The 6,954-nt window shown below is 65.3% G+C and carries 6 protein-coding genes; 3 read left to right on the forward strand and 3 right to left on the reverse strand.

Features of this window, described 5'->3' with window-relative positions; all coding sequences use genetic code 11:
- Window positions 1-6: 6 nt before the first annotated feature.
- On the forward strand, window positions 7-342 hold the full coding sequence (locus ACTU6U_RS14180; RefSeq protein ID WP_443469760.1) for a tryptophan synthase subunit alpha: 336 nt from the start codon (window positions 7-9) through the stop codon (window positions 340-342).
- A gap of 107 nt (window positions 343-449) precedes the next feature.
- Here the strand turns inward: ACTU6U_RS14180 and trxA are convergent, their stop codons facing one another.
- The 3 genes from trxA to ACTU6U_RS14195 all read right to left on the reverse strand — a co-directional run bounded on the left by trxA (window position 450) and on the right by ACTU6U_RS14195 (window position 4,025).
- On the reverse strand, window positions 450-803 hold the full coding sequence (gene trxA, locus ACTU6U_RS14185; protein WP_417509667.1) for a thioredoxin: 354 nt from the start codon (window positions 801-803) through the stop codon (window positions 450-452).
- A gap of 48 nt (window positions 804-851) precedes the next feature.
- Window positions 852-1,823, reverse strand: coding sequence for a thioredoxin-disulfide reductase (gene trxB, locus ACTU6U_RS14190; RefSeq protein WP_443469761.1), 972 nt, complete (start codon window positions 1,821-1,823; stop codon window positions 852-854).
- A gap of 84 nt (window positions 1,824-1,907) precedes the next feature.
- On the reverse strand, window positions 1,908-4,025 hold the full coding sequence (locus tag ACTU6U_RS14195; protein WP_443469762.1) for a DUF6049 family protein: 2,118 nt from the start codon (window positions 4,023-4,025) through the stop codon (window positions 1,908-1,910).
- 98 nt (window positions 4,026-4,123) lie between these two features.
- On the opposite strand from ACTU6U_RS14195, the gene ACTU6U_RS14200 reads away from it, so the two are divergent.
- Both ACTU6U_RS14200 and ACTU6U_RS14205 read left to right on the forward strand, forming a co-directional pair.
- Window positions 4,124-5,638, forward strand: a complete 1,515-nt coding sequence (locus ACTU6U_RS14200; protein WP_443469763.1) for a class I SAM-dependent methyltransferase — start codon at window positions 4,124-4,126, stop codon at window positions 5,636-5,638.
- A gap of 43 nt (window positions 5,639-5,681) precedes the next feature.
- Window positions 5,682-6,734, forward strand: coding sequence for an LLM class flavin-dependent oxidoreductase (locus ACTU6U_RS14205; protein ID WP_443469764.1), 1,053 nt, complete (start codon window positions 5,682-5,684; stop codon window positions 6,732-6,734).
- Window positions 6,735-6,954: the final 220 nt, after the last annotated feature.

The following is a 6,954-nucleotide window of genomic DNA, read 5'->3' on the forward strand; positions in this document are numbered from 1 at the left end:
TGAGGTATGTCTGAAGCTGTTCCGCGCCGCGCGAGTCTTGAAGTCCTGCGGGCAGAAGCTTCTGACGAACGCGCGGTCCTCATTCAGGAGCGGCTACTGAACGGCGAGGATCCATGGGAATTCATGGAGGATCTCCCCACCGTCGACGAGCTGGTCGTCTTCTTGCTGCGCGCCGAGAACATTGCGGCGAACAACGGCGTACGACCGAACTCAGCCCGCAACTACCGCGTCATGCGCCAGATCGCACTGGAGTATCCCGAGCTGACACCCGCCGTCTGGCGACTGCTCGATGAGGGTGCGCGGTACCGCCTCTGGGACGCGTCGATCGCTGACGCCTCGTAGCGAGGCGCGAGGCATGACGCCCCTCGCGTAACAAAACGACAAAACCACGCCGAGACCACATCGTTTCGATGTGGTCTCGGCGTGGTTTTGCAGGTTCGCGAGCGGAATCAGCCGATGTACGCGGCGAGATCCTGCTCAAGAGCGGGCTTCGGCTTGGCGCCGATGATGGTCGTCTTGACCTCGCCGCCCTGGAAGACCTTCATCGCCGGGATCGACGTGATCTGGTACTTCATCGCAAGCTCGGGGTTCTCATCGACGTTGAGCTTCATGATGGTGATCTTGTCGGGGTGCTCAGCCTGGATCTGGTCGAGAACCGGTGCGACCATGCGACATGGTCCACACCACTCGGCCCAGAAGTCCACGAGAACGGGGCCCTCAGCCTGCAGGACGTCCTGTTCGAACGTTGCCTGGCTCGTTACCTTGGCAGTCATCTGATTCTCCTGCTTCTTATCTGTCGAAATTATTCAAGTTCTCCCTCTGCAACAGCAGAGAGGTCTATCGTGTTCCCGTCAGGCAATGACCGCAGCGGCCTCGGCTGCCGGAACCTCCACCGAGGCATCCTCAAAATCCGCGAGGTAGTGCTCAGCGTCGAGGGCAGCGACCGTTCCGGAGCCTGCAGCGGTGATGGCCTGGCGGTAGGTAGGGTCGATGACGTCACCCGCGGCGAAGATGCCGGGCACCGAGGTGCGCGAGGAGCGGCCGTCGACCCAGATCGTGCCCTCAGCGGTGAGCTGGAGCTTGTCGTGCACGAGGTGCGTGCGCGGGTCGTTGCCAATCGCGACGAAGACGCCGTCGAGGGCGAGCTCGCGCGAAGAACCGTCGACCGTCGAACGCAGCGTCACGCCAGAGACCGAATCGCCACCGGTGATCTCGGCGACCTCGCTGTTCCAGATGAACTCGATCTTTTCGTTGGCGAAGGCACGCTCCTGCATGATCTTCGAGGCGCGAAGCGTGTCCTTGCGGTGGATCACGTAGACCTTGGAGGCGAAGCGGGTGAGGAATGTGGCCTCTTCCATCGCCGAGTCGCCGCCGCCGACGACCGCGATCGTCTTCTCACGGAAGAAGAAGCCGTCGCACGTGGCGCACCACGAGACGCCGTACCCGGAGAGACGTTCCTCGCCCTCGATGCCGAGCTTGCGGTACGCCGAACCGGTCGCGTAGATGATCGACTGCGCTTCGTGTTCTGCGCCGCTGCCGAGAACGATCTTCTTGACCGGCCCGTCCACAGAGAGTGACGTGACGTCGTCGTAGACGACCTCGGTGCCGAACTTCTCGGCCTGCTCCTGGAACTTCGCCATCAGCTCAGGACCCTGGATGCCGTCGGGGAAGCCCGGGTAGTTCTCGACATCGGTGGTGTTCATCAGCTCGCCACCGATCTCGACCGAGCTCGCGATGAGCAGGGGCTCGAGATTCGCGCGGGCCGCGTAGATGGCCGCGGTGAATCCGGCGGGGCCGGAGCCGATGATGATGACCTTGCGCATGTGCTCTCTCTTCTCGCCGTTGCAGACGCTCACTGCTTCAAACCAATGGTAGCGGCGTGGCATTCCCGCGCAGGGATGCGCAGACTATGGCGCGATGGGGGTCTGGGCCGCGGCATCCGATTCTTTTGTCTTACGACGACGGACGACGGTGCGGATAACACCCAGGACAAGCAGAATCGCGATGACGCCACCGAGAATGATGAGCCCGATGCTCTCCCATTCCGCGCGCACTGTCACGCTCGCGGTCTGGTCTTCGCCGATGTGCACCCCGGTGGGCGAGGTGAGAGTGAAATGAACGTCGAGCTCGCCGCTTCCGACGCGTGCTTCGACTGGAACCTTGACTCGTGTATTGCTGGCCGGCTGCGCGGTCACCTCGGTGCGCGGTCGCACGTCGAGCCGGGCATCCGATGGGCGGGAGTCGAGGATGACGTTCACCGGCCAGGGCAGATCGTTGCGCACCCAGACCGGCAGCGGAGCGGCGGAGGTGAACAGCTGGATTGGGCTCGGCTGCTGCACCCCCACGGCATTCAGGGTCGCAACGGTTGCCATCCGGTGGCTCGTGACGGCGGCCGGGAAGTTCGAGGCAGCACCCACACCGATCAGGTGCAGGATGCTGAGCCGCTCCGGCGACAGCAGCACGTCAGGGTCGTCGAGGATCGATGCGAATTCTGTCAGCCGGCCCTCGTCAGAGAGGAGGCCCGACAGCGCGGTGGTGCGTTGGTCGCCCGGCTCACCCGCGATGGTGCTGAGCGCGGGTGAGCCGGCGCGCAGATCGTCCATCGTCGTCGGCTGCGCGATCACAGAGACCGACAGAATCGTCTCGCGCAGCGAATCAGATGTGCGGGTCTCATCACGGTCGAGACCAACGAGAAGCGATGTGCCAGCGGCGGCATAGGTGAGCTGGGCGATCCCGGCAGTGATGTCGTTCTCGCGAGACGCGTCGTCGCGCGTCGCGGCAGCATCGGAGAACGAGGCGGATGCTGCGGCATCCGCAGCCATCACCTGATGACCGTCGACATCGATGAGTGCGGATGCTGTGGCGGCCAGAGACGTCGACGGCAGAACTGTCGTCGCGTCGGCGGCGAGATAGGTGTCGAACGTCGACAGATCGGCGGTCTGCACGTCCCCAAGCGGCCAGAGAATTCCGGGAGTTGCGCCGGCGATCGCGGTGAGCTCTTCGTAGGTGGGAAGTTCGGGTTCGTTCGGTGTGGGGGAGGGCGAGGGGGATGCCGACGCAGAAGGCGTGGGCGTCGCGGCGTCGCTCGTCGGTGCGAAGTTCGCCGGGTCGAGGTACGAGTCCAGCGTCAGTGGCTGGAGCAGCGTGGGTAGCTCCGCGCGAGCCTGCACGGTGGCATCCGCATCACCGGGCTGCAGCGCGAAGCGCTCGTTGGAGAGCGATTCGAGTCGCGTGAGCCAGGTGATCGCACTCGTGGGAGCCGCGGTGCCGAGCACTCGGATGGCCGCGGGAATGAGGGGGTCGATCGCCAGCACCGCGGAGGTTCCGGCCACGCCATCCAGTTGCGCGGTCAGCGCGCCATCGGGAGCGGTCAGCGCGGTGAGCTCGTCGGCAGTGAGTAGCGCGCCATCCTTCGGAGTCGTGGTGATCGGCACGAGAACGGTGATCTGTCGTGAGCTGTCGGCGTTGACGATGAGCACACTGCTTGCGATGGCGTCGGACGACAGACCGGTCGTGGACAGTGATCCTCGCAACGGGTACACACCGGGGGCGAGGTCACCGACGGTGCTTGCGGGCGCACTGACGGGCACGGTGATGTTCTCGGACTCCGGCACCGGAAGCGAGTCGTCTGTGCCGAGCGGCGTGAAACTCCCCGCCGCTTCGCCGCTGTCGAGCCACGCCGTCAGCGCCTCGGAACTCGAGAGCGCAGTGCGGTTCAGCTCGACGGTGACCCGACCGGCGGTGAGAGCCTCATCGGTGTCATTCTGCACCGACGCGATAACGGTCACGGGCGCGCCGGGCTGGACCACCCCGTGCACTCCTGCGCGCAGAGAGAGCTGGATCGTGCTGTCATCTGCCGCGTCATTCGCGTCATTCGCGTCATTCGCGTCATTTGCGGAGGCGACTGCTGCGGTGGGGGAGGCGAGATGAGGCGCGGCGACGAGACCGAAGGCGAGCGCGAAGACGACAGCGACGCGTGCGCCGCGGTGCGCGCGCTCATGTCTGCCGGTTCGGGGGCTGATCAAGTCTCTGGTCTTCCTCGGGCGCCGGGGGTGGCGGATCCGTGAGTTGTGACCCCGCAATTCTAGGTGCGCGCCTTCAGGGTTGCCTGAAGGCGCGTAGAGTGACGGCCGTGTCCGACGCGCTCCCGCCCATCCCTGATCCCGCTCTCATCTCGGCATTGGCCGCAGATCTGGACGGGGCCGACTTCCGCTCTGAACCCCTTCGGATGCTGTGGGGCGAAGAAGCCGATGACGCTCTCGGCCGCGGCGTGCGCGAGCCGCTGCTGCGCGCTGTCGACGGTGACGAGAGCGCCCTGGCAACGCTCGGGCGGCTGCTCATACTCGGGATGCCGCAGCCGACTGCCCTCGTCTCGGAGGCGCTGGTACGGCTGGGAGTGGACGGTCTTGTCGCTCTGGGACTTGCGCGCCTGTCAGAGGCAGACGTCGTTCCCACGGCGCTGATCAGGCCCCAGTCCTTCGTCGACGCTGATGGCATCGGCGAGTGGTGGATCGCCAGCGATCTCGACGAACTGGCACTGGGTTCCGAGCTGCCTGCCGATCACGTGCTGGGGGTGGGTGGAGCATCCCGAACCCTTGCCGAACTCGTCGTTCCCGCACCCGTCTCACGGGCGTTGGATCTCGGAACCGGCTGCGGAATCCAGGCGCTGCTGGTCGCCCGGCACGCTGGTGAGGTCGTCGCGACAGATGTGTCTGAGCGTGCTCTGGCGTTCGCGGCACTGAATGCGCGACTGAACGGGGTGGGGAACATCACGTTCCGGCAGGGGAGCATGTTCGAGCCGGTCGCCGGCGAGGCCTTCGATCTGATCGTGTCGAATCCGCCGTTCGTGATCACTCCGCGCGTGGACGGGGTCACCGCGTATGAGTATCGCGATGGAGGGCTGATCGGCGATGCGCTCGTCGAGCAGTTCGTGCGCTCAGCCGCATCGCACCTGCTGCCCGGCGGCGTTGCGCAGCTGCTGGGCAACTGGGAGTCATCCGGAGAAACCGGTCTCTCCCGTCTCGAATCGTGGATCGCGCCCGAGCTCGACGCTTGGGTCATCGAGCGTGAAGAGCTCACTCCGCTGGGGTACGCGGAACTGTGGATCCGCGATGGCGGTACGACGCCGCGCGATGAGGCATTCGGGCGAATGCTGGAAGCCTGGCTCGACGACTTCACCGCCCGCGGGGTCACCGCCATCGGGTTCGGGTACGTGCTGCTGAGGCGCGGTCCCGCAGGTCACGAGCCGCTCCGCCGTTTCGAGAAACTGTCACAGCCGCTCTCCGGCACGGGGCGGGCGCTGCGCGACGGTCTTTCCGCTCATGACATTTTGGCTGAGGGGTTGCCGCAGACCCTGGTCACGGCATCCGATGTCACCGAGGCGCGGCACTACATGCCCGGCGATGATGACCCGAGCGTGATCGAACTTCGTCAGGGCGGCGGGTTCGGCCGGACGATCTCGGTGGATTCTGCGCTCGCCGGATTCGTCGGCGCGTGCGATGGCGACCTCACCGTCGCGCAGATCGTTGCGGCGTTGGCTGATCTGTTCGAGGTGTCGCTCGCTGACCTGTGGGCAGAGCTCGAGCCGCGCATCCGCGACCTCGTGCGCGACGGCTTCCTGGTGCCGGAGGTTCGGTGAACGGCCGGGAATGCCGCGGGTATGCATGCGGTTGCATGAAGCTATGAAGGCTTTCGGATTCCTCTCGTTCGGGCATTACGCCGATGTGCCGGGTTCCGGCACGCGCACAGCCGGCGAGATGCTGCATCAGCACATCGACCTCGCGGTCGGCGCCGATGAGATCGGCGTGAACGGCGCGTACATGCGCGTGCACCACTTCGCCCGCCAGGCGGCGTCTCCTATGCCGCTGCTGGCCGCGGTGGCCGCGAAGACCGAGCGCATCGAAGTCGGCACCGGTGTGATCGACATGCGCTACGAGAACCCGCTGCAGTTTGCCGAAGAGGCAGCTGCCCTCGACCTCATCGCCCGCGGGCGCATCGCACTGGGTGTGAGCCGCGGCTCACCCGAGACCGCGCTGCGCGGTTACGAGGCGTTCGGGTACGTCGGTTCTGAAGACCCGCGCGGGGCTGATATCGCTCGTGACAAGTTCGAGCTGTTCCTCGAGGCGATCGACGGCGCAGGCGTCGTGCAGGGTGATCCTCAGCAGGTCGGCGAGGGCCGGTACCTTGCCGTTGAACCGCGCTCCGAGACTCTGCGCGACCACATCTGGTGGGGCTCGGGGTCCCGCGCGAGCGCGGAGGAGACCGGCCGCAAAGGCCTGAACCTGATGAGCTCGACGCTGCTCACCGAGGCGACAGGGGCGGAGTTCCACGTGCTGCAGCGTGAGCAGATCGATATGTACCGGGCGGCCTACAAGGATGCCGGTCACACGAGGACTCCGCGGGTCTCGGTCAGCCGCAGCGTCTTCCCGTTGATCAACGACATGGACCGGGCCTACTTCGGGCTTCGCAGCGCCGAGAATGGCGACCAGATCGGCATCATCGACGGGATGCGCTCCACGTTCGGCAAGACCTACGCCGCTGAACCCGATGCGCTGATCTCGCAGCTGAAGCAGGACGAAGCGGTCATGGCCGCTGACACGCTGATGCTCACGATCCCCACGCAACTGGGTGTTGCTTATTGTGTACATATCTTGGAGTCGTTCGCGAAGCATGTAGCCCCCTCGCTTGGCTGGAAGCCAAACTGGGAGGGCCCGGTCGAGGGATACGCGATCTGAGCGCGATTCCTCGACCCACGCACACATTGTCGAGGGCTGGCTAGGATGGGCTGAGATCGCAGCCTAGGCGTGCTCATGGCACGACAAGAGGCCGTGGAGCTTTCGCCTCCCCGCCTCTTGCCGATCGAAACCTCAGTGAGTGGTGGATACCACCTGGATGGGAACGAAAGCCCTTGGGACTGCTGACGGTTTAGTTGACTCGTCTTGTTTGGGGTTTTCA

The sequence above is a fragment of the Microbacterium zouquanmingi genome (assembly GCF_052266695.1).
Classification (GTDB): domain Bacteria; phylum Actinomycetota; class Actinomycetes; order Actinomycetales; family Microbacteriaceae; genus Microbacterium.